Source organism: Nocardioides conyzicola (assembly GCF_039543825.1).
GTDB lineage: Bacteria > Actinomycetota > Actinomycetes > Propionibacteriales > Nocardioidaceae > Nocardioides > Nocardioides conyzicola.
In genome coordinates, this window is the sequence record NZ_BAABKM010000002.1 from 1,998,054 (window position 1) to 2,017,923 (window position 19,870).

At 72.4% G+C, this 19,870-nt stretch carries 17 protein-coding genes; 8 read left to right on the plus strand and 9 right to left on the minus strand.

Features of this window, described 5'->3' with window-relative positions; translation table 11 throughout:
- Positions 1 to 5: 5 nt before the first annotated feature.
- Together ABEA34_RS12750 and ABEA34_RS12755 are read left to right on the plus strand one after the other, a co-directional pair.
- Positions 6 to 782: a carboxymuconolactone decarboxylase family protein gene (locus ABEA34_RS12750; protein ID WP_345521670.1), complete on the plus strand. Its 777-nt coding sequence runs from the start codon at positions 6 to 8 to the stop codon at positions 780 to 782.
- A 9-nt stretch (positions 783 to 791) separates the two neighbouring features.
- Positions 792 to 1,817, plus strand: a complete 1,026-nt coding sequence (locus ABEA34_RS12755) for a YihY/virulence factor BrkB family protein (protein WP_345521671.1) — start codon at positions 792 to 794, stop codon at positions 1,815 to 1,817.
- Here the strand turns inward: ABEA34_RS12755 and ABEA34_RS12760 are convergent.
- The 3 genes from ABEA34_RS12760 to ABEA34_RS12770 are packed head-to-tail and all read right to left on the minus strand — an operon-like array spanning position 1,805 to position 4,668.
- Positions 1,805 to 3,268, minus strand: coding sequence for a glycosyltransferase family 39 protein (locus ABEA34_RS12760; protein ID WP_345521672.1), 1,464 nt, complete (start codon positions 3,266 to 3,268; stop codon positions 1,805 to 1,807). The genes ABEA34_RS12755 and ABEA34_RS12760 overlap by 13 nt on opposite strands.
- Entirely contained in the window at positions 3,265 to 4,059 is a 795-nt protein-coding gene (locus tag ABEA34_RS12765; protein WP_345521673.1) for a tyrosine-protein phosphatase, read from the minus strand. Before ABEA34_RS12765 ends, ABEA34_RS12760 begins: the two co-directional genes overlap by 4 nt.
- A gap of 45 nt (positions 4,060 to 4,104) precedes the next feature.
- On the minus strand, positions 4,105 to 4,668 hold the full coding sequence (locus ABEA34_RS12770; protein ID WP_345521674.1) for a protein-L-isoaspartate O-methyltransferase family protein: 564 nt from the start codon (positions 4,666 to 4,668) through the stop codon (positions 4,105 to 4,107).
- Between the two features lie 61 nt (positions 4,669 to 4,729).
- Between ABEA34_RS12770 and ABEA34_RS12775 the strand changes: the two genes are divergently transcribed.
- Complete coding sequence (locus ABEA34_RS12775; RefSeq protein WP_345521675.1) at positions 4,730 to 5,116, plus strand: PLDc N-terminal domain-containing protein; 387 nt, start codon at positions 4,730 to 4,732, stop codon at positions 5,114 to 5,116.
- A 4-nt stretch (positions 5,117 to 5,120) separates the two neighbouring features.
- Here ABEA34_RS12775 and ABEA34_RS12780 read toward each other — a convergent pair whose 3' ends face one another.
- Genes ABEA34_RS12780 through ABEA34_RS12800 form a run of 5 tightly spaced genes read right to left on the minus strand, consistent with a single transcriptional unit; the run spans position 5,121 to position 10,743 of the window.
- On the minus strand, positions 5,121 to 6,173 hold the full coding sequence (locus tag ABEA34_RS12780; RefSeq protein ID WP_345521677.1) for an acyltransferase family protein: 1,053 nt from the start codon (positions 6,171 to 6,173) through the stop codon (positions 5,121 to 5,123).
- 25 nt (positions 6,174 to 6,198) lie between these two features.
- Positions 6,199 to 7,428: a class I SAM-dependent methyltransferase gene (locus ABEA34_RS12785; protein WP_345521678.1), complete on the minus strand. Its 1,230-nt coding sequence runs from the start codon at positions 7,426 to 7,428 to the stop codon at positions 6,199 to 6,201.
- Positions 7,425 to 9,401 (minus strand): FAD-dependent oxidoreductase, encoded by a 1,977-nt coding sequence (locus ABEA34_RS12790; RefSeq protein WP_345521679.1) that lies wholly within the window; start codon positions 9,399 to 9,401, stop codon positions 7,425 to 7,427. Before ABEA34_RS12790 ends, ABEA34_RS12785 begins: the two co-directional genes overlap by 4 nt.
- Positions 9,398 to 10,135, minus strand: a complete 738-nt coding sequence (locus ABEA34_RS12795; RefSeq protein WP_345521680.1) for an anti-sigma factor — start codon at positions 10,133 to 10,135, stop codon at positions 9,398 to 9,400. The genes ABEA34_RS12790 and ABEA34_RS12795 overlap by 4 nt, the downstream gene beginning before the upstream one ends.
- Entirely contained in the window at positions 10,132 to 10,743 is a 612-nt protein-coding gene (locus ABEA34_RS12800; RefSeq protein WP_345521681.1) for a sigma-70 family RNA polymerase sigma factor, read from the minus strand. The genes ABEA34_RS12795 and ABEA34_RS12800 overlap by 4 nt, the downstream gene beginning before the upstream one ends.
- 113 nt (positions 10,744 to 10,856) lie before the next feature.
- Here ABEA34_RS12800 and ABEA34_RS12805 point away from each other — a divergent pair, with 113 nt between their 5' ends.
- Together ABEA34_RS12805 and ABEA34_RS12810 are read left to right on the plus strand one after the other, a co-directional pair.
- Complete coding sequence (locus tag ABEA34_RS12805; RefSeq protein WP_345521682.1) at positions 10,857 to 11,603, plus strand: enoyl-CoA hydratase-related protein; 747 nt, start codon at positions 10,857 to 10,859, stop codon at positions 11,601 to 11,603.
- A gap of 48 nt (positions 11,604 to 11,651) precedes the next feature.
- Positions 11,652 to 13,838 carry a HelD family protein gene (locus ABEA34_RS12810; RefSeq protein WP_345521683.1) on the plus strand — a complete coding sequence of 729 codons (2,187 nt, stop codon included), beginning with the start codon at positions 11,652 to 11,654 and terminating at the stop codon, positions 13,836 to 13,838.
- Here the strand turns inward: ABEA34_RS12810 and ABEA34_RS12815 are convergent.
- On the minus strand, positions 13,822 to 15,090 hold the full coding sequence (locus ABEA34_RS12815) for a hypothetical protein (protein WP_345521684.1): 1,269 nt from the start codon (positions 15,088 to 15,090) through the stop codon (positions 13,822 to 13,824). The genes ABEA34_RS12810 and ABEA34_RS12815 overlap by 17 nt on opposite strands.
- 168 nt (positions 15,091 to 15,258) lie before the next feature.
- On the opposite strand from ABEA34_RS12815, the gene ABEA34_RS12820 reads away from it, so the two are divergent.
- Genes ABEA34_RS12820 through ABEA34_RS12830 form a run of 3 tightly spaced genes read left to right on the plus strand, consistent with a single transcriptional unit; the run spans position 15,259 to position 19,858 of the window.
- Positions 15,259 to 16,176 (plus strand): NAD-dependent epimerase/dehydratase family protein, encoded by a 918-nt coding sequence (locus ABEA34_RS12820; protein WP_345521685.1) that lies wholly within the window; start codon positions 15,259 to 15,261, stop codon positions 16,174 to 16,176.
- Complete coding sequence (locus ABEA34_RS12825; RefSeq protein ID WP_345521686.1) at positions 16,173 to 17,390, plus strand: glycosyltransferase family 4 protein; 1,218 nt, start codon at positions 16,173 to 16,175, stop codon at positions 17,388 to 17,390. Before ABEA34_RS12820 ends, ABEA34_RS12825 begins: the two co-directional genes overlap by 4 nt.
- Complete coding sequence (locus ABEA34_RS12830) at positions 17,387 to 19,858, plus strand: hypothetical protein (protein WP_345521687.1); 2,472 nt, start codon at positions 17,387 to 17,389, stop codon at positions 19,856 to 19,858. The genes ABEA34_RS12825 and ABEA34_RS12830 overlap by 4 nt, the downstream gene beginning before the upstream one ends.
- Positions 19,859 to 19,870: the final 12 nt, after the last annotated feature.

Below are 19,870 nucleotides of genomic sequence, written 5' to 3' on the forward strand. Positions count from 1 at the left end.
CCGCCATGTCCAACCCGATCGAGCGCTACGCCCCCGGGGCCGCGGCCGCGCTGTCCGCCGTCTACTCCGCTCGCACCGCCCTGGACATCGACCTCGAGGACCCGCGCGTCGAGAACTTCGCCGACCAGTTCGGGGTCGACGTGTCGATGATCGACGACGACCTGCGGCGCCGATTCCTGGAGGCGACCGGGCCGACGGCGTTCGAGGTCACCCAGGCGATCTACGTCGACGACTACTCGCCGAGGATCGTGGTCGTGTCCGGTGAGGTGCTCGGCGGCGGCTCCTGGTCGGGCGAGCAGGGCGAGCCGGCGGACCTCTGGCCGCTGCTCGAGGAGTTCATGCGCCAGGTGGCGCGGCTCGACACCCTCGACCCGGTCCTCACCGAGCTGATCCGGCTCCGCGGCGCCCGCCAGCACGAGTGCCGGCTGTGCGCGTCACGCCGCTCGGTCGCGGCCCTCGACGCGGGCGCCGACGAGTCGACCTTCGACGCCGTCGACGCGTACGCCGAGAGCGACCTGCCGGCCGCGACGAAGGCCGCGCTGGCGCTCACCGACTCGATGATCTGGACGCCCTTCGTCATGCCCCGCACGGTCGCCGAGGACGCGCTGGAGCACCTCGCGCCGGAGCAGATCGTCGAGGTCGTGCTCGACGTCGCGCGCAACGCGGCCAACAAGATCGCCGTCGCGCTCGGTGCCGACGCGGCCGCGGTCACCGACGGCGTGGAGCTCTTCACCACCGATGCCGACGGCAACCTGAGCGTGGTCCCGCACGACCCTCTGTAGCGTGGGTCCGTGGGCAAGGTGATCGACGGCGCCGATCGCGCCCAGCGGAGGTTCCCGCCTCTCGGGTTTCCGCTCGCCGTCATCTACAAGTTCTTCGACGACCAGGGCAACTACCTGGCCGCGATCATCACCTACTACGCCTTCGTCGCGATCTTCCCGCTGCTGCTCCTCGGCTACTCGATCCTCGGTCTCGTGCTCCAGGGCAACGAGACCCTGCGCGACGACCTGATCGACTCCGCCCTCGCCCAGTTCCCGATCATCGGTGACCAGCTCGGGCAGCCCGAGGGTCTGCAGGGGTCGACGACGGCGATCGTCATCGGCGGCCTGATCGCCCTCTACGGTGCGCTCGGTCTCGGCCAGGCCCTGCAGAACGCGCTCAACATCGCCTGGTCGGTGCCGCGCAACAGCCGCCCCAACCCCCTCCTGCTCCGGCTGAAGAGCCTCGGGCTCCTCTCGACCGCGGGCTTCGCGGTCCTCGCTCTCTCGGTGCTGTCCGCGCTCAGCACCAACACCCAGGTGCTCGGCGAGAGCATCGCGTCGTACACGTGGCCGATCGCGCTGGTCACGATCATCGTCATCACCTGCGTGCTCACGGTGCTGTTCCGCTTCGGCACCTCACGCGGGCACAAGTTCTGGGGCGCCGTGCCGGGCGCGATGACCACGGCCCTGCTCTGGTTCCTGCTGCAGTACGTCGGGACGGCGTACGTCACCAACGTCGTCACCGAGACCAAGGGGATGAACCAGACGTTCGCGGTCGTCCTCGGTCTGATGGGGTTGATCTACATCGCGGCGGTGATGGGCATGATCGGCATCGAGGTCAACGTGGTGCTCAACCGGCGCCTGTGGCCGCGGGCGCTGCTGACCCCGTTCACGGACCGGGTCGAGCTGACCGAGGCCGACAAGCGCGCCTACACCGGCTACGCGCTGGCCCAGCGGCACAAGGGCTTCGAGACCGTCGAGGTCTCCTTCACCGACACGCAGAAGCTGCGCATCGTCCAGGCGGAGCCTGACGACGACGCCGATCACGCGTCGTAGTGACCGAGCGCGGCCCACGCCTCCGACCAGGAGCGGCGTGGGCCGTCGCACACCCACACGCCGGCTCCGACCTCCTCGTTGTCGGCGTCGTCGCTGTTGCGCAGGCGCGCCCGCAGCTCGCAGCCCTCGAACCACGGGTCCGGTGACCGCTGCAGCACGACGACGACCGGCAGCGCGTCGTCAGCCGGCGGTCCCCAGAAGCGGTAGCCGTTGTGGCCGCTGTAGACGGGGAGCCCCACGTCGTACCAGGACATGGAGCCCGCCTCGCCGTAGTTGCCGGTGAAGATCACCGCCGTACGCCGCTGCTCGGGGCTCAGGCCGTCGACGACCGAGCGGACCTGGTCGGTGTAGTCGGGCCAGCCGATGCTGTCGAGCTGCACGTCGTTGACGTCGGCCCAGAACGAGCCGGCGAACGTCGAGGCCGGCACGGCTGGGACGACCGCGGGGTAGGCGACGGCCGCGGAGGCGACCAGCACCACGCCGGTGATCGTGAGGCGGCGCGTCGACCAGCGCTCGGCGAGGTCGGTGCACCCGGCCGCGACCAGCGGCGGGACCAGCCCGGCGAGGTAGTAGCCCTTCCCGCCGGTGACCAGGAAGACCACCAGCACCACCAGGAAGGCGACGGCGAGCGGTCGCGCCCTCGCCCAGTCGGGGCGGCGCAGCAGCCGCACGATGCCGAAGACCCACAGGGCGCCGATCAGGGGGCTGAACATCACCAGCGCCTGCAGGACCATGCCGACGCGGCCGCCCAGACCGCCGTACTCGTCGGCGATGTCGGCTGCGAGGTCGAGGACCGGCCAGTCGTGCTGCGCCTGGCAGACCAGGTTGGGGACCCACATCGCGAGCGCCGCCAGGCCGCCGAGCCACGGCCAGACCGTCCGGAGCACCGGGCGGGTCTCACGGACCAGCGCGACGCCGACGAGGACGCCGAGCAGGCAGAAGACGACGGCGTGCTTGTTGTTGAGCCCGACCCCGGCGAGCACGCCTGCCAGCAGCCACAGTCGCGGCCGGTCGTCGACGAGGGCCTGCAGGACGACGACCAGGATCGCCGTCCAGAAGAGCAGGTCGAAGGTCGCGGTCGAGAGCATGTGCCCGAGGCCGGGCACCAGGGCCGAGAAGGCGACCGTCACCGCGGTCAGCACCTGGCCCGCTCGGGCGGCGCCGAGCAGCCGGGCGGCCTGCACCGACAGCAGCACGACCGCCACGACCGCGAGGATGCTGGGGATCCGCAGCACCACCAGGTCGTGCGGCGCGGCCAGGTCGGCGAGCCGCGCGAGCATCGGGGTGAACGACGGCTGGTCCGGGTAGCCCCACGCCGGGTGCTGCCCGGCGGAGACGAAGTAGAGCTCGTCGCGGTGCGGTCCGTAGAAGGGCGACATCGCGAGCAGGGCCAGCGCCTGCACGGCGACGACCGTGCAGACCTCCCGGGTGGCGTAGGCCGGCCGGCTCACCCCACCAGTCTGGCCCGCAGCCTCGTCAGGGTGTCGGAGGACAGACCGAGTCCGTCGCGCAGGTAGCCGTCGACGGAGCCGTACAGCTCGGTGACCGCGTCGTACGCCGTCTGCAGGTAGGACTCCTCGACGACCATCGTCGGCTCGTAGACGGCTTTCTTGTCCTCGCCGAGGTGCTCGGCGATCAGGGCGAGGTACTTCGCCCGGGTCGCCGTCGACACCGTGTTGGTCAGCAGGTAGTCGGTGAGGATCGTGGCCCGGTCCACCCCGGCGATCTCCAGCAGCAGGGCGGCGGCCCACCCGGTGCGGTCCTTGCCCGCGGTGCAGTGGAAGAGCTGCGGCACCGGCGCGGTCGCGAGGTCCGTCAGCAGCTCGGCGTACGCCGCCCGCGCACCGGGCGTGCGCACGAACGCGTCGTACACCTCCCGCATCACGCGGACCGCGGACTCGGCGTCCTCGAGGCCGGAGACGAGCTCCATCGGGATGCCGGAGATCTCGACGTGGTGCCAGCTGGCGCCCGCGACCTCGACGTCGGGGTGCGCGTCGATCTCCATCTGGCCGCGCAGGTCGTGGATGCGGGTGATCCCGAGGTCGGCGAGCGTGCCTGCGTCGGCGGCGGTCAGCTGCAGCTCGTTGGAGCGGTAGAAGACACCCCTGGCGACGCGTCCACCGCCGGCGACGGGGTAGCCCGCGCCCGGACCGGCGACGTCGCGGAAGTTGTCGGCGGAGGCCAGGCGGGCCAGCTCGCGCGGGGCATCGCTGGCGACGGGACGGTCGGCGGTGTCGGTCACGCCCGCAGGATACGGGCGGTCGGCGAACCCCGGGTGAACGCGGGCTCAGCGCAGCGGCACGAACCGGTAGCGGCCGTGCCGGCTGACCCGTGGGTCGCCGGTGCGCTGCTCGATCAGCACCATCTCGCCGGCCACCGGCACCACCATCCGCGCCTCGGCGCCGAGCTGGGCGACCAGCTCGGTGGGGAGGGTGCGGGCCTCCGCGGACACCAGGATCCGGTCGTACGGCGCGCCCGCGGGGTCGCCGAGCACGCCCGGCGTCGCCGGCCGGATGCCCGCCCACGGCCAGTCGCCGCTCGCCAGGTTGTCGCGGCCGAAGGCGACCAGCTCGTTCTCGAGCTCGACCCCTCGCACGCTGCCACTCGGCCCGACCAGGTGGGCGAGCAGCGCCGTCGTCCACCCGGACCCGGACCCCACGTCGAGGACCCGGTCACCCGGCCGCACGTCCAGCAGCCGCAGCATCGCCTCGACGGTCCGGGGCTGCGAGCTGGTCTGCCCGTGCCCGATCTCGATGGGGCCGTCGTACGCCGCCCGGTGGCGCGCCGACGCCGGCAGGAACCACTCCCGCGGCATCGAGGCGAAGGCGTCCGCCACCCGGTCGGCGTCCATCCACCCGAGTGTTCCACGCGATCGGCAGACGGCGAGCGTCTGCGTCCGGCACACTCGCGCCGTGATCAAGCTCGAGGGTCTTGTCGGGATCGTCGTCTTCGCGCTCTGGGTGTTCTGCCTGGTCGATGCGATCGGCACCCACTCCGACCGGGTCCGCAACCTGCCCAAGGTCGCCTGGATCCTGCTGATCCTGCTCTTCCCGTTCGTCGGGTCGATCGCGTGGCTCGTCGCCGGCCGCCCCGAGTCCTCCGGCCCCCGCCGCTCGGCGTACGAGCGCGAGCAGCCGGAGTTCCCCGAGTACGACCGCCCCGGCCGCGCCGCCGCCGTCGACCCCGAGAAGGACGCCGAGTTCCTTCGCCAGATCCGCGAGCGCGCCGAGGCCCAGCGCAAGCAGTACGACGACCAGAAGAGGCGCGAGCGCGAGGCGGACGGTCCTCCCGAGGGGTGATCCGCTAGGTGGCGGACTCGATGCTGCCGGTCACGCGCTCCGTGCTGTCGTGCTCCGCCGGGTGTGGCCGGAAGCGGTCCTTCAACCGCAGGAAGCGGCGCTCGACCAGCTCGTAGGACAACGTGGCGGCGGCGACGGTCGCGATCACGTTCCACGGCCACTCGTGCAGCACGATCTGCGGGTCGCCCGGCCCGTTGCGGACGAACAGCCCCTGCCACAGGTAGATCCCGTAGGAGATCGTGCCCAGGTAGAGGATCGGCTGGAGCTCCAGCAGGCGCACCAGCCACGACCGCTGGTTGCCGCACACCCAGAGCAGCACCAGCGCGATGGCGAACCGCTGGATCTCCAGGTAGTTGGCGTCGATCCAGAGGCTCGAGAAGAGCAGGGGAGCGGCCATGGCAGCGACCCCGGCGAGCAGCGTCAACGGCGAGCCTGCCACCGCTCGCACGATCCGGTTGCCTGGTCGTCCGCACACCAGCAGCGCCAGGATGCAGCCGATGAGGATGGCGTCGGCGGCGGGCAGGAAGTAGCGGTCCACGTAGTGGTTGAGGTCGGCGGGGGGATACGTGCGCCACCACCACGACGCGCACACCCCGGCGAAGGCCAGGGGCAGGGCGATCCGGCGCCCCCAGACCATGACGATCGGCCACAGCAGGTAGAACTGCTCCTCGACGGCGAGCGACCACAGGTGGGAGGTCTCCCTGGCCAGGGCCGGGAAGGGCGCGTAGTTGGTGAGGTAGAGGCCGCCGGCGACCAGCGCCTCCCACGGCACCGTCGCCCACCCGATCACCCCGAACGCCGCGACGGCGATCAGGTAGAGGGCCAGCGCGGGGTAGAGGCGCAGCACCCTCCGGCCCCAGAACCGCCAGACGCTCCGGTCCCCCGAGTTCATCAGCAGCCCGGTGATCAGGAACCCGGACAGGACGAAGAACATGGTGACGCCGTCCGCCCACTTGTGGCCGAGGTGGGTCGAGATGGTCGCGGCGACGGCGATGGCCCGCAGCCCGTCGAAGCCTGCGATGCGGCCCTGTCCCGGCACCACGAGCTCGTCCTTCATGCCCGCATGCTAGGTGACGAGGGCCTCAGACGCGTTCGAGGAGCACCTGCTCCACGTCGAGGTAGCCCGACGCGAAGCCGGCGCGCGAGTAGCAGAGGTAGAAGTGCCACATCCGCAGGAAGGTGGCGTCGAAGCCGAGGCCGCGCACCTCGTCGGCCCGCGACAGGAACGCCTCGTCCCAGCGCCGCAGCGTCTCGGCGTAGTCGGCCCCGAACGCCAGGCGGTCGGTCACCCGCAGCCGCGTGTGCTCGGTCGTGACCTCGTCGATCGCCTCGGCAGAGGGCAGGAAGCCGCCGGGGAAGATGTACTTGTTGATCCACGTGTAGCTGCCGCGGGTCGCGAGCATCCGGTCGTGCGGCATCAGGATCGCCTGGATGCCGGCGCGGCCGCCGGGGGCCAGCAGGCCGTCGATCGCGGAGAAGTACGTCGGCCAGAACTCGAGCCCGACCGCCTCGATCATCTCGACGCTGAGCACGGCGTCGTACTCGCCCTCGACGTCGCGGTAGTCGCACAGGTCGACCTGGACCCGGTCCGAGAAGCCGGCGGCCTCGATCCGCACGCGGGCCAGCGCCTGCTGCTCGGAGGAGAGAGTGATCGAACGAACGGTGGCGCCCCGGGACGCGGCACGGTTCGCAAGCTCACCCCATCCGGTGCCGATCTCGAGCACCCGGGTGCCCTCACCGACGCCGGTGACGTCGAGGAGACGGTCGATCTTGCGCCGCTGCGCGGTCGCCAGGTCGAGGTCCAGGTCGCCCTCGAACATCGCCGACGAGTAGCTGAGCGACTCGTCGAGGAAGAGCCGGAAGAGGTCGTTGGAGAGGTCGTAGTGGTGCGCGATCAGCTCGCGGGTCTGGTCCTTGGTGGTGCGGTCCGAGTGCGGCATCCGGTGCTGCACCAGCCCGCGCAGCCGCTGGAGCGACCGCGGGACCAGGTCGGCGATGTCCGCGGCCAGCACGGTCAGGAACGACGTCAGGTCCTCGGCGTCCCAGGCCCCCGTCAGGTAGGCCTCGCCGAAGCCGATCAGGCCGTCCCGGCCCAGCCGGGCGAAGACCTCGTCGGGCCGGTGCACGGTCATCGTGGGACCGCCGGTGCCGATCACGCGGCCCTCGAGGGAGACGGAGACGGGCAGCCGGCGTACGGCGGACAGGAACAGCCGGCGGGCCACGGCAGCGGAGACGGCCGTGCGCGGACCGCCGGGCACGCCGTCGAGGCCGGGCCAGGCGCCGGGGGTGGGGCGGGTCGGGGTGAGTGTCACCGGACTCCCTCCTGGTGGTGGTCGGGTCGGGGGCGGATCGGGAGCCGGCGCAGCCACAGCGCGATCCCGTGCGCCCGGATGAGCAGCGCGCCGCGGAGCGTGGCCGGGGCCGCACGGAGCGCGCTGGTGTCGCTGCGGTGTCCGGTCAGGGCGGCGTTGAAGGTGGCACCGTCGTCGGTGGTGAGGTTGACGCTGATGAGGAGGTCCGCGGCGGGCACCGGGACGGTGAGGTCGTACGTCCCGTCGGTGCCGTGGAACGGCGAGACGTACATCTGCTTGGGCGTCGTGGCCCGACCGCGCTCGTCCGGGTGGACGAGGTAGGCGTGCCGGTCGCCGTACGTGTTGTGCACCTCGACGACGACGCAGGGCTCGGCCTCCGAGGGCCACACCCAGAAGACGCTGATCGGGTTGAAGCAGAAGCCGAACGCCCGCGGCTGGGCGGCCATCAGCACCCGTCCGCTCCCGAGCTCGATGTCGTGCTGCCGCAGGAAGTCCGCGACGTTGTGCCGGATGGTCCGGTCGGGGTCGCCGAGGTGGTCGCGGGCCTCGAAGCGGCCCAGGACCGGGCTCAGCAGGCCGTGGTCGGGCAGCTCGTCGAGGTCGACGAGCCAGGTGTGGGAGCGGTGCGTGAACGACCGCTTCCAGGGCGTACGCCGGGTGTGCCGGATCGTCGTCGCGTAGATGCCGGTCCCCACCGGGTCCGAGGGGTGCGGCTGGGGCTCCCCCCATGCGAACCCCAGCCGCTCGGCGGCGCGCCGGCCCGAGCGCGCACCGTCCTCGTGGAAGCCCCAGCCGTGGTAGGCACCGGCGAAGGCGACACGCTCGGTCTCGATCTCGCCCAGACGGGCCTGGGCGGCGACGGACCCGGGGGTGTAGAGCGGGTGCTCGTACTCCATCCGGTCGATGACGGCGGCCGGGTCGACGAGGTGCTCGCCGCCGAGCGTCACCAGGTAGTGGGTGTCCGTCGGCAGCCGCTGCAGCCGGGTCAGGTCGTAGGTGACCGTGACGTGGCCCTGCGGGTCGCCCGGCGCGTCGACGGGCCGCCGGAAGTTCCAGGACGCCCGGGCACCCTCGGCCCGCGGCAGCACCGAGACGTCGGTGTGCAGCAGCGCCACGTTGGGGGAGTAGGGCAGAGCCGACAGGACCTCGCGCTGCGTGGCCGTCGGCGCGGCCAGCATCGCCAGCGCCTGACCGGGATGCGTCGCGACCACCACGGCGTCGTACGACGTGACGACGCCGTTGCCGTCCGTCACCTCGACACCGTCGCCGGTCTCGAGGACCGAGGTGACCTTGGTGCCGGTGCGCACCTCGTCGATCGCGGCGGCGACCCGCTCGACGTACGTCCGCGAGCCGCCGGTGACCGTGCGCCACTCGGGTGAGCCGAAGACGCCGAGCATGCCGTGGTGGTCCAGGAACGAGAAGAGGTAGCGCGCCGGGTAGTCGAGCGCCACAGCCGGGTCGCACGACCACACGGAGGCGACCAGCGGCTCCATGAAGTGCCGCCGGAAGTACGGCGTGAAGCGCCCGGCGTCGAGGAAGTCGCTGAGCGTCTGGTCGGGACCCTCGGCGGCCATCAGCCGCCGCGCCTGCCGGTGGAAGCGCGGGATCTCGGTGAGCATGCGGAGGTACGCCGGGCGCGCGAGGTTCGTGCGGTCCGGGAAGAGACCGCGGCGCCCCAGCGCACCCGCCCACTCCAGGCCGGTGGCGTCGTCGCGCACCGACAGCGACATCTCGGACGGCTGCGTCTCGACGCCGAGCTCGCCGAAGAGCCGCAGCAGGGTCGGGTAGGTGCGCTCGTTGTGGACGATGAAGCCGGTGTCGATCGCGAGGTCACCCACCTGGTGGGTGTCCGCGTGCCCGCCCAGGCGGTCGTCGGCCTCGTAGATCGTGACCGACGCCGTCCGGGACGCGACGTACGCCGCCGTCAGCCCGGCGACGCCGGAGCCGACGACGGCGACCCGTCGGGTCGTCAAGCCTTGTCCCCGAAGTCGAAGAGCGCGATCGGGTCCGTCGTCGGCGACGAGGACCCGCCCGCGGGCTCGACGGTGATGCCGGCTGCGGTGGCCGTGGCGGCGTCGCCCTTGAGCAGCACGGTCTGGTCGGCCTTCACCGGCATCAGGCCGGCGGAGACCATGCCCCGGCCGGGCATGTCGAGCCAGAGCTGGTAGACCTTGCCGGCCGGCGGCGGCGGCATCTTCTCGGTCACGATGACCGCCTCGTGGAGCTCGTCGGAGTGCGTGACGGTGGCCTTGGCGCCGCCCGGGAAGTCGAGCGAGGTGCTGCGGGCGTCGTCGGCACTGAGCACGGCCTCGGCGGCCGTGGGCGCCTGGCTGCTGTCGTCCTGCCAGGGCTGCTGCCACACGGCCGTGGCGCCCCCGCCCAGCACTAGGACCGCAGCAGCCGCAGCCAGAAATCGGGCACCGCGTCCCTGCCGGCGGCTGCCCGACGCGGGCCGGACCTCCGGGGTCTCGGGCGGCAGCGGACGCACCGTCTTGATTCCGGCGAGGACGTGGTCGCGCAGGGCGGCCGGCGGCTCGACGGCGGTGGTCTCGGCGAGGAGGGCGGACGTCTCGCGGAGGCTGGCGACCTCGGCACGGCACTCGGCGCACTCGGCGAGGTGCCGCTCGAACCCGGCGCGCTCGATGTCGTCGAGGGCGTCGACGGCGTACGCGCCGGACAGGGCGTGGATGTCGTTCGGCGTGGTCATGAGCCGACCCCCATCACGTCGCGGAGCCGGATGAGCCCGTCTCGGATGCGAGTCTTGGCGGTGCCGACCGGAAGGTCGAGCATCGTCGCCACCTCCGTGTGGGTGTAGCCACCGAAGTAGGCGAGGCTGATGGCCTCGCGCTGCACCTCGGTGAGGGTCTGCAGGGCACCGCGGACGCGGTGCGCCTCGAAGGACGCGTTGGCCGCTTCCGCGGTCGTGTCGTGGTCGATCGGCTGGTTCGTCTGGTGGTACGTCGTGTCGCGGCGGGTGGACGCCTCGGCGGACCGCACCCGGTCGACCGCCTTGCGGTGGGTGATCGTCAGGATCCAGGCGAACGGGCTGCCCTTGTCGGGGTCGTACCGACCGGCGGTGCGCCAGATCTCGAGGAACGCCTCCTGCGTCACCTCCTCGGCCTGCGCCGGGTCGCGGACGACCCGGAGCGCCAGCCCGAAGATCCGGGCGGACGTGGCGTCGTAGAGCACGGCGAAGGCGGCCTCGTCGGCCCGGCCGGCCCGCCTCAGCAGGTCGGCGAGGTCGGGGGACCCGGCGGGGTCGTCCCCGGGAGGCCCGTCGGGCTCCGGGGAGCTCACCGGTCGAAGGTGATCCATGTGTTGATCCTTGCCCACGCGTGGTCGGTTGAGAGTTGTTCGGTACCCGCCCGCGGACGGATTGGACCGCGGTGGAGATTTTTGCCCAGATCCGTTGCGGCAAGATGTCGCGCATGCCCGAGCTCGTGCACTACTCGACCGACGGTGCCGTCGGCACCCTGACCCTCGACTCGCCGCACAACCGCAACGCGCTGTCGCGCCAGCTCGTCGCCGAGCTCTTCGCCGGTCTGGAGCGAGCGGCGGCCGACCCCGAGGTGAAGGTCGTCCTGATCACGTCGAGCGGGCGGGTGTTCTGCTCGGGGGCCGACCTGTCCGAGGCGTCGACGGGCGGCATGGACGAGGGCACCCGCAAGATCGTCGAGCTCCAGCGGCTGATCGTGGCGCTGGACAAGCCCGTCGTCACCCGCCTCGGTGGTGCGGTCCGGGCGGGTGGCATCGGCATCGTCGCCGCCTCCGACATCGTGGTCGCGGCCGAGGACGCGACGTTCGCGCTCACCGAGGTGAAGCTCGGGCTGGCGGCGGCGATCATCTCGTTGACGGTCCACGCCCGGATGCACCCGCGGGCAGCGGCCCTGACGACCCTCGGCGGCGAGGTCTTCACCGGCACCGAGGCGGCGGCGTACGGCCTGGTCACCACGGCGGTCCCCGCCGAGGAGCTCGACGCCGAGGTGGCGCGGGTCTGCGCCTCGCTGGCGACGGGCGCCGCCCAGGGGCTGCGCGAGTCGAAGCGGATCCTCAACCGCGACCTGCTCGCCCGCATCGACGCGCACGGCGACGAGATGGCCGAGCTGTCCTCCCGGCTGTTCGCCTCGGACGAGGCGCGCACGGCGATGACGGCGTTCCTGTCTCGGAAGAAGTGACGGGCAGGTAGGCTTGTCGACTCGCTGAAAACGTTCGAGGGGACAGGCGTGTCGGAAGAGCTGGTCGAGCGGGAGATCGCTGCCGAACAGGCATTCGTGGATCGGGTCTACCGCCAGCTGGAGGTGTCCGCGAAAGCGGCGCAGGACCTCGCCGAGGAGGGCCACAGCCGGGGACGGCTGGGCCACGAGGGTGGGCTGGTCGAGCGGGACGCGATGGTGTTCCAGGCCGCGCGCCGCATCGCGCAGCTCGACGCGGCGCACGAGGGGCTCGTCTTCGGGCGCCTCGACATGCTGCCCGAGCTCGACCCCCAGCCCCGCTACGTCGGCCGGATCGGCCTGCGTGACGACAACCGCGACTCGCTGCTGATCGACTGGCGCGCCCCGGCGGCCGCGGTGTTCTACCAGGCGACGGCGGCCGAGCCCCAGCGCGTCGTACGCCGGCGGGTGCTGCGCAACGACTCCGACGTCGTGGTCGGGGTGGAGGACGAGCTGCTCGACGCCGAGGCCCAGACGGACCTGCCGATCATCGGCGAGGGGGCGCTGATGGCCCAGCTGTCCCGGGCCCGCGACCGGTCGATGCACTCGATCGTCGCCACCATCCAGGCCGAGCAGGACAAGGCCATCCGGGCGCCCGGGCGCGGGGTCGTCTCGATCTCCGGCGGACCCGGCACCGGCAAGACCGTGGTCGCGCTGCACCGCGCGGCGTACCTCCTCTACACCGACCGCCGTCGCTACGAGACCGGAGGCGTCCTCGTCGTCGGTCCCAGCGGCGTCTTCATGCGCTACATCGAGCGGGTGCTGCCCAGCCTCGGCGAGACCGCCGTCGCCCTGCGGTCGCTCGGCGAGGTGGTCGACGGCGTGCGGGCCACGCGGCACGACGAGCCCGCGGTCGCCGACATCAAGGGCTCCGGGGCGATGGCCGAGGTGATGCGGCGCACGTCGCGGCAGCAGGCGCCCGGCAGCCCCAGCGAGTTCCGCATCTTCTGGCGCGACGACACGATCCTGCTCACCCGCGGCCAGCTCGGGGCGATCCGCCGCAACCTGATGTCGCAGGGCCGCCGCAACCGGCAGCTGCCGCGCATCATCGGCACCCTCCTCGACGCGATGTGGCGCCAGGTCCGTGGCGAGCGCGGCCGCGACCGGGGCCGCGAGGCGTTCGACGACGACATGCAGTCCAACCAGGCCTTCCTCGACTTCGCGGCCGCCTGGTGGCCCCCGCTCGACGCGGCCGAGGTGTTCGGCTGGCTGCGCGACCCCGAGTTCCTGGCCCGTGTGGGCGACGGGGTCCTCGGCCCCGAGGAGCAGCGCCTGCTCGCGAAGTCGTGGGCGCAGTCCCCCGACCTCTCGGTGCAGGACATCCCGCTGCTCGACGAGCTGCGCTACGCCCTGGGCGACGTGCCGGCGCGCACCGACGACGAGGCGTCGCTGGCCGACTCCGGCCTGCTCGACGGCGGCGTCGACATGCAGGAGCTGTTCACCGCGGCCGACCGCGAGTTCGCGCCGACCGGCCGGGCCTGGGCGCCGCCGACGCACAAGATCGACGACGACCCCTTCGCGCACGTGCTCGTCGACGAGGCGCAGGACCTGACGCCGATGCAGTGGCGGATGGTCGGCCGTCGCGGGCGCTCGGCGTCGTGGACCATCGTCGGCGACCTCGCCCAGTCGTCCTGGCCGGTGCCCGCCGAGTCCGCCGCCGCCCGTGCGGCGGCCATCGAGGGCAAGGAGCTCCACGAGTTCCACCTCTCGACCAACTACCGCAACTCCGCCGAGATCTACGCCTACGCCGCGGCGTACGCCGAGCGGGTCGGTCTCGACATCGACCTGCCGACGGCGGTGCGGTCGACCGGCGTCGAGCCTGTCGTCCGCCCCGGCGTCGCCGAGGGCGACCTCGAGGCGGCGACGCGGGAGGCGGTCGCCGCGATCGCGGCCGAGGTCGGCGGCACGGTCGGCATCGTGGTGCCCGCCGCGCGCCGCTCGGAGGTCAACGCCTGGCTGGCGTCCTGGCCCGAGTTCGCCGAGGACGCGGCCGGGGCCCGGGCCGCGGTCGACTCGGCGGTCACCCCGTCCGGCGAGGACCGCATCGTCGTGCTGACCGGTCTCGACACCAAGGGTCTCGAGTTCGACGGCATCGTCGTGGTGCGACCTCAGGAGATCGAGGACGAGTCGGCCACCGGCCGCGCCACGCTGTACGTCGTGCTCACGCGCGCGACGCAGCTGCTCACGACCCTGGGCTGACCGCCGGGCCCGACCGGGAGAACATCACCCACGACACGGCCGCGGTGGTGAGCCCGAGCACCCCGAGGCTGACGTTGGTCGACAGCACGATGCTGGACTCGAGCGACCACCCGCCGGTCGCGAGCCGCAGACCCACGAAGACGGCCAGGGACATCACGCAGATGCCCGCCACCAGGGGCCGCTCGCCCAGGCCGTCGACCGTCGTCCTGAGGAAGACGAACAGCGCGACCCCGAGCGCCGCCGGCGCGAGCGTCGACAGCAGATCGGCCTCGCTCGCGTACTGCCTCGACAGCAGGACGGTGAGGAGCGGTCCCGCCAGCCACCTCAGGCCGGCGAAGACGACGATCCCGCAGATCGACGCGACCACGAAGTTCGCCAGCACGACGCGACGGGCCGCCGCCCGGCCGTGGGTCGCCACGCGCGCGCCGATCAGGGGCAGCATCACGATCGCGATCGGCGACGCCGCAGCCGTGAGGACGCCCAGCATGACGAAGAAGTAGTTGAAGACCGCCTCGCGCGTCGGTGCGCCGGCCGCGGCGTACTGGCTGACCGGCAGCAGGAAGAGGGCGGCGTACGCCAGGTCGCCCGGGACGCGGCCGAGGGCCGACCGGACCAGCGAGCCCAGGTTGGGGATGCGGCCACGCGTCGGCCGAGGCAGCCTGAGCAGGACGAAGGCGGCCAGCACGGCGCTGCACGCCGCCCAGAGCAGGAACGTCAGCTCGACGCTCTGCAGCACCGCGACGGCCGCGAGGGCGGGGAAGACGCCGTTGGCCAGCACCAGCAGCCAGGCGCCCTCCCGGAAGCGCATCAGCCCGCGCTGGAAGGCGTAGAGCATCGCGGTGCAGTTGGACGCGTAGGCCATCACCACGATGACGGCCAGGCGCAGCGCGTCGGTGTCGGGGAGGGCGGACGCCCACCGGTCCTCGGGCACCAGCGCGAGGGCCGCCAGCAGGAGGGTCGCGATGCCGGCCGCGGCGACCAGCTGCACGCAGAGGATCCGGAGGCTCTCCTCCATGACCGGCCTGATCGCGATGCGCAGCGGGATCGCGACACCGCCGCCCAGCCCCAGGATCGGGATCAGGAAGGCGAGGTAGCGGCGGTCGACGGAGTAGTCGCTGAGCAGGACGGGATCGCTGAGGACGGCCACGATCTTGTACGCCGCCACGTTGCCGAGCGCCGCGGCCGCGATGCTCGCGAAGGTGACCACCAGGGACGCGCGGGTGCTGCTCCGGGAGTCCGGTGCATCAGCCACAGGTTGTCCCACGTCACTCCGAATCCATCTCGCCTGCACACGTGATCAGGGGTGCGGGCCCGATGACCTGCCAGGGACAGTATCCACTTACCCTGTTTCCCAGCCGACGCGACCTGGAGGGTCTCGGCGCCCGTCCACCCCCACCGCCACGCAGTAAGGTCCCTGCTCATGACTGCTCCGCGCCTGACCGTCGCGGTCACCGGAGCAGGGGGATTCATCGGGCGGCACATGGTCGAGACGCTGCGCCGCGACGGGCACCGCGCCATCTCCGTCGAGCGCACGGGTGAGGCGTCCGGCGACCACGTCGTCGACGACCTCTCCGACCCCAGCTCCCTGGCGGCGGACCTGAAGCGCGCCGGCGTCGAGGCCCTGGTGCACGCAGCGTGGACGGGCCATCCCCGCAGCGCCGGCAACGACTACGCGAGCCAGCTGCGGGACTGCCTCGTCCCGACCACGAACGTCGCCCTGGCCGCGGGCCTGGCCGGCGTGCGCAGCGTGGTCCTCATCAGCTCCGGCGGCGGGATCACCGCGATCCGGCAGCGCACGTCCGCGCCGGCGGCGTACGGGTGGGCGAAGGCGGTGGCCGAGGGGATCCTCGAGGCGCACGCGGAGATGTTCGACTACGCCCTGACGACCATCCGCCCGACCGCCGTCTACGGGCCCGGCCAGCTGCCGGAGCGGGGGCTCGGGGCGGTGAGCGTCTTCGCCGACGCGATGCTCAGCGGTGAGCCGATCCGGGTCCTCGGCCCGGACACGGCGACGCGCGACTACCTCCACGTCGCCGACCTCACCCGGGCCGTGCTCGCGGGCATGACGACCGAGGTCCACGGCGCCTTCGACCTGGGCGGCCCGCGGCCCGTCAGCATCCGGGAGCTGATCGCGGTGCTGGAGTCCGCCACCGGGCTCACCGCCGACGTCGAGCACCTGCCGGCCTCCGGGTTCGACCCGAACGCCGTCGAGCTCGACAACACTCCCTTCCACGCCCTCACCGGGTGGGCGCCGGAGTGCGATCTCGAGCACTCGGTCACCGACGTCATCGACTGGTTGAGGGACCACCGAGCTCACGACCGGTCCCGGCGAGGATGAGTCGGCTCCTCGCCATCACCGGTCGCGCTCCCTACTCGACGACCGAGGAGGCCTTCGTCCAGGACGAGCTGGAGACGATGGTCCGCCACGACGTCGACGTGGTCGTCGTACCGACCAGGTTGGCGACCGACGCGCCCAACGCGGGAGCCGTGCGCAGCGGTCTCGTGGACCGCGTGGTCGCCCAGCCGCTCATCGGCCCACGGGTGCTGCTCGGGGCGCTGGCGACGCTGGTGCGGCACCCCGTGCTGACCGTCGTGGCGGTGACCGAGGCCCTGGTCGGCTCGGGTTCGCTCCGCAACCTGGCGGCCAACGTGGTCTCCGTGCCCAAGGCCCTGTGGGCGGCACGCCTCGCCCGCCGGGTGGGGGCGACGCACGTCCACGCCTACTGGTACGCGCACCAGGCGACGATCGCGATGATCGTGGGCCGGATCGCGGGCATCCCGTGGAGCGCCACCGGCTTCCGCTGGGACATCGACGCCGACAACGCCCTGGACGCGAAGATCGAGCGGGCGGCGTTCCTCCGGGTGGCCGACGAGCTCGGCGAGCGGCTGGTGCGGGAGCGGGTCGCCGCCTCCCGCCGGCCGGGCTGCCCGGTCTACCTGATCCGGACCGGGGTGGAGATGGCGCCGCCGGTGTCGACGGCCGCGCCCGCCCGCCCGCCGGTGCTGTGCTGCCCCGGTGGGTTCGTGGAGAAGAAGGGGCACCGCTTCCTGATCGAGGCGCTGCAGCCCTGGGCCGCGGACGGACGGGAGTTCGAGCTGCACCTCTTCGGTGACGGACCTCTGCGCGCCGACCTCGAGGGGCGCCTGGAGACCTCCGGGCTGGCGCGGCACACCACCCTCCACGGCATCGTCGAGCTGAGCGTGCTCCGCGGATTCCTGCGCGAGCGTCGTCCCGTGGTGGTCCTGCCCAGCATCCGCGCCGACGACGGCCAGGAGGAGGGGATCCCGGTCGTCCTGATCGAGGCGATGGCCGCCAGCTGCCCGGTCGTGTCGACCCGCACCGGCTCCATCCCGGACCTCGTCCTGGACGGGTGCGGCTGGTTGGTGCGGGACCGCGACCCCGAGGCCCTGCGGGTGGCCCTGGAGGACGCCGTGACCCACCCCGACCGCACGGCCGACGTGGTCGCCCGCGCCCGGGAGCGCGTGGCCGGTGAGTTCGACCGTGACGTGTCGGCCATGCGCCTGGTCGAGCTGTGTGAGACCGCCACATGAGGCTGGCCGACGTCCTCCTGCTCGGCGTCGTGGGTGTGCTGGTCTCCTACGGGGCGCTCGCCCTCGTTGCCTTCCGCCGCACCCGTGACCCGGCCACGACCCTGGCGCTGGCCTTCGCGGCGTACTGGACCCTGGTCGGCGGCGTCTACTTCCTGCACGCGAAGCGCACTGCCGGCGGCGCCACCTACACCTACCTCGAGGACCGGCTGTTCCCCGTCACCATCGACGGCGACTACGCGCTGACGCTGCTGGCCTACAGCGTCTTCCTCTTCGTCTGCATCGGCACGTTCATCGCGCTGTCCCGGGCCTACCGGTCGGGGGGCGACGAGGCGCTGTCGGCGTGGGAGCGGCTGTCGCAGCGCTTCGTCCACTGGCGGCTCCTCGTCCTGCTGATCCTCCTGACGGCGGCCAAGCTGCTCGTCGTCCGGTCGCTGATCGCGGCCAACGCCGACGGGGCGAGCCTGTACGAGGCGACGCGCACCGTGAAGGGCGGGTCGGGCCACGAGCTGCTCGTCTACCAGTACCTCAACATCTCCACGTCGTACGCGATGGCCACCGGGTTCGCGCTGTGGCTGGGCTTCGTGAGCGGGCGAGCCAGCTACCGGCCTGCGCACCGCATCGTGATCTGGACCTGCTACCTGGTGCTCCTCGCCGAGGTGGTCGGTGAGAACGCCGTCCTCGGCAACCGGGCGGTCCCCCTCGTCGTGCTCGCGGGTGTCGCTGCGGGCTGGGCACGCTGGCGCTACGTGCCGAGCACCGGTCGAGCCCGCACCAGGCTGACCGTCATGCTGGTCGGGCTCGGGACCGCCGCCCTCCTCGGCCTCGGCGCGATCGGCAACGCCCGCGGTGGCGGGCTCACCACGCCCGGGACGATCGCCACCAGCATCCTCGACAACCTGAAGAACCCCGCCAACGTGCTGACCCAGGTGGGGAACAGCGCCGAGAAGGTCGCGGCGCACATGTCCCTGCTGGGCGTCATCCGCGACGGCCCCGGCCTGCGCGAGCCCTTCGCGGCGAACAGCTATGCGGTCTACGCGACCCTCGTGAACGCGCCCCCCGACCAGGTCTTCACGATCCATCCCGTCGCCGCGTGGTGGCTGCGCGTCGGTCCGGTCGGGGTCGTCCTCGCCGGGCTCCTGATCGGGGTGGTGCTGGCCTTCTTCCAGCGCCTGTCGTTCCGCCCGCGCGGCGCCGTCCTCTCGGCCTTCGCCCTGCCGGCCGCGGTGCTCCCGGCGGCCGGCATCCCTACCATCATGTTGCGCAGCGGTCCCGAGACCACGAGGTCCGTGGTGATCGAGCTGCTGATCATCCCCGCTCTGCTCTGCCTGCCCGCCACCTTGTTCGGACGTACACCCGTCGGTGTCGTCACCGCCGCCCATCAAGCCGTACCCCCCAGATCCTCAGGAGTCAGCACGATGACCACTCCACTGACCAACGACGTGGCCCGAGCCTTCGCCGCCATCCGCCGACGGTGGTGGATCGTGGCCGCGGCGGCCGTGCTCGGCGCGGCGATCGGGTTCGCCGGTGCGTCGTCCGACGACACCGCGACCTACGACTCCAACGTCGCGATGCCCCCGGCGACGAGCACCGATGCCACGTGGACCGCGCCCACGACGCGGATCGCAGCGGACCTCCATTCGTCGCAGACGCAGGCGAAGCTCGGCGCGGTGGTGGACGGCACCACGCTCGTGACGACGGGGACACCCGAGCCGGCAGCCTCCGTGGACATCCGCGTGACGGCCCCGACCGCCGAGAGGGCCGCGGCCGCGACGGCGGCGTACGCCCAGGAGGCGGCCAGCCAGTACGACGCCTACATCCGAGAGCTCGCCGAGGGCCGGATCCGCTCCATCGAGCAGGGCATCGAGGCGATCGGCCAGGGGTCGGGGGACCGGTCGGTCGCGACCCGTGCCGACCTGGCGGTGCAGAAGTCGACCGTGCAGCAGCTGATCGACCGCAAGACCCCCGTCACGACCCCGGACGCCCTCACGTCGGGTGGCTCGACCCTGCAGACGGTCGTCCTGCTGACGATCGCCTTCGCCGGGCTGGCGGCGGCACTGGTGGGCTTCCTCGGGCTCGGCAGCCGGACGCTGCGCTTCACCGACGACGTCACCGACGTCACCGGCGACGGCAGCCTCGTCGCCTCGGTGACCGGTGACGGGAGCTGGGCGATGGGCAGCCTCGTCGACCGCCTCGCCGCGGACAGCGGCCAGTCCGTGACCCTGGTGCCGGTGGGGACGAAGGACATCGACGACCTCCGGGACACGCTCATGGTCGGCGTCACCGATCCGTCCCAGGTCCGGGTCAGCCCGCCGGTCGGTGCCGGCGGGGCCGGCAACCCCGAAGGGCCGGTGCTGCTGGTCGCTCGTCTGGGCGCGGACACGCGTCGCCAGCTCGACGCGAGCCACCGGACCTTCTCAGCGGCCAACTCCCAGTTCGTCGGGGTGGTCGCGGTCGACGGTCACGCCTGACCGGTGCGGTCG

Excerpts from the sequence above, each read along its gene's own strand:
- ABEA34_RS12820 (WP_345521685.1), top strand. The coding sequence starts at position 15,259 with ATGACTGCTCCGCGCCTGACCGTCGCGGTCACCGGAGCAGGGGGATTC.
- ABEA34_RS12750 (WP_345521670.1), top strand. The coding sequence starts at position 6 with ATGTCCAACCCGATCGAGCGCTACGCCCCCGGGGCCGCGGCCGCGCTG.
- ABEA34_RS12800 (WP_345521681.1), bottom strand. The coding sequence starts at position 10,743 with ATGGATCACCTTCGACCGGTGAGCTCCCCGGAGCCCGACGGGCCTCCC.
- ABEA34_RS12825 (WP_345521686.1), top strand. The coding sequence starts at position 16,173 with ATGAGTCGGCTCCTCGCCATCACCGGTCGCGCTCCCTACTCGACGACC.
- ABEA34_RS12770 (WP_345521674.1), bottom strand. The coding sequence starts at position 4,668 with ATGGACGCCGACCGGGTGGCGGACGCCTTCGCCTCGATGCCGCGGGAG.
- ABEA34_RS12780 (WP_345521677.1), bottom strand. The coding sequence starts at position 6,173 with ATGAAGGACGAGCTCGTGGTGCCGGGACAGGGCCGCATCGCAGGCTTC.
- ABEA34_RS12795 (WP_345521680.1), bottom strand. The coding sequence starts at position 10,135 with ATGACCACGCCGAACGACATCCACGCCCTGTCCGGCGCGTACGCCGTC.
- ABEA34_RS12830 (WP_345521687.1), top strand. The coding sequence starts at position 17,387 with ATGAGGCTGGCCGACGTCCTCCTGCTCGGCGTCGTGGGTGTGCTGGTC.
- ABEA34_RS12805 (WP_345521682.1), top strand. The coding sequence starts at position 10,857 with ATGCCCGAGCTCGTGCACTACTCGACCGACGGTGCCGTCGGCACCCTG.